Here is a 1,342-nt window from a genome sequence, read left to right as displayed (position 1 = left end):
CATGTCATTCACCTCCTTCGTATGTATCGAGGTATTCCTGCTTGAGCGTCTGCGAGGACGACTTGATCTTTTCCACGAGCGTGCCGGCTTCGATGAAGTAGAACGAGTTGGTGAGGTCTGCCAGGTCGTCGAGCAGATGGCTTGAGATGAGCACGCTTCGTCCCCGCGCCACCTCGCTGCGCATCGCGTCGCAGGAGGTTTTCCGTTTTCCCGGATCGAGGCCGTTCAGCGGTTCATCGAGGATGAGGTACGGGCAATCGGTCGCTATCGCCATGGCAAGCTTTACCTGCTGCTTCATTCCTGTCGAGAGTTTACGGGTCGGCTTGTCGAGATATGGGGAGATTCCGAGGGAGTCGCAGAGCGAGTCGATGTCGGCGGCCGATTTCCACGCCTCCCTAACGAAAGCAAGGTGCTCGATGGCCGATAGCGTGGGATAGAGATCCGTGCCGCCTGAAGAGCTCAGGTAGACGAGTTCTGCAAATTCGGCTGATCGACGTTGGCTGATTCCGTCTGCCGCCAGGCTTCCCGAGCGGATGCGGGTGGGAAATTGGCCCGACAGCGCTTCAAGAAGGGTGGTTTTCCCCGAGCCGTTGGGAGCAACGAGGCCCGCCGCCGTTCCCGGGCTCAGGAAAAGCGACCCGATCGAAAGTATCGTCGTGCTCCCGTATCCCACGCTCGCGTCCAGAAGCTCGAGCCCATGGTGCTTTTTAGCGGGTCCAGCCTGTTTGGGCGAACGTGTCGCAACGGCGCCGACCGCGAAAAGGACCGCGACGTATGCCAGGGCCACGGCAAGCATCGATGCGCCGCCCGAACCGGAGCCAATGAATTCTGTCGGGAAGCATCCTACGTAACCCGTTGCCTCGATAGGCGAGAACACGGCCAGCGGCAGGAGCTCGAGCGCGGCATTATGCCCCAGTGCCGAATCGGACAATAACGGGAATGCCGGGGCCGCGACAAGCAGCGCGGAGGTAAGGGGGCCCGCGAGGACGCGCCTCGTTGCGGTCGATAGGACGGCGGAGCAAACGGATATCAAGGTTCCGCCCGCGAGCAGCGCGAGAAGTATGGTCGTGAAGACGTTTCCCGCGGTCGTGGTAGTGAGCGCGCCGTCATGGAAGAAGGCGATCGGGTACCCGATCTGCCCGAAGCCGTTTAGGGCCAAGGCGTAAATACTCCCGGGCGCAAGGCAGGCGAGGAGCATCGCGGTCCCCGCGCCAATTATCGAAAACACGATCTGGATAAGGCGCCGGAATTTGGGCACGGGCGCCTTTGCCGCCAGGGTCCCGGGCCTTGTGGCGCCGAGCACGAGTATCGACGAGAGAAGGAAGGGGATGAAGGGAAGGAA

General features: G+C 61.4%; 1 protein-coding gene. It reads right to left on the bottom strand.

Going from position 1 to position 1,342, the window contains the following annotated elements:
* Window positions 1-4 precede the first annotated feature (4 nt).
* Window positions 5-1,342, bottom strand: a 1,338-nt coding sequence (locus ABHU32_RS10005) for an ABC transporter ATP-binding protein (RefSeq protein WP_346979818.1), incomplete at its 5' end; no start/stop codon positions are given.

This window comes from Collinsella aerofaciens (assembly GCF_039758965.1).
Classification (GTDB): Bacteria; Actinomycetota; Coriobacteriia; order Coriobacteriales; family Coriobacteriaceae; genus Collinsella; species Collinsella aerofaciens_BR.
Note: the sequence above shows the minus strand (reverse complement) of the source record. Positions and strands in the feature narration are given on the sequence as shown.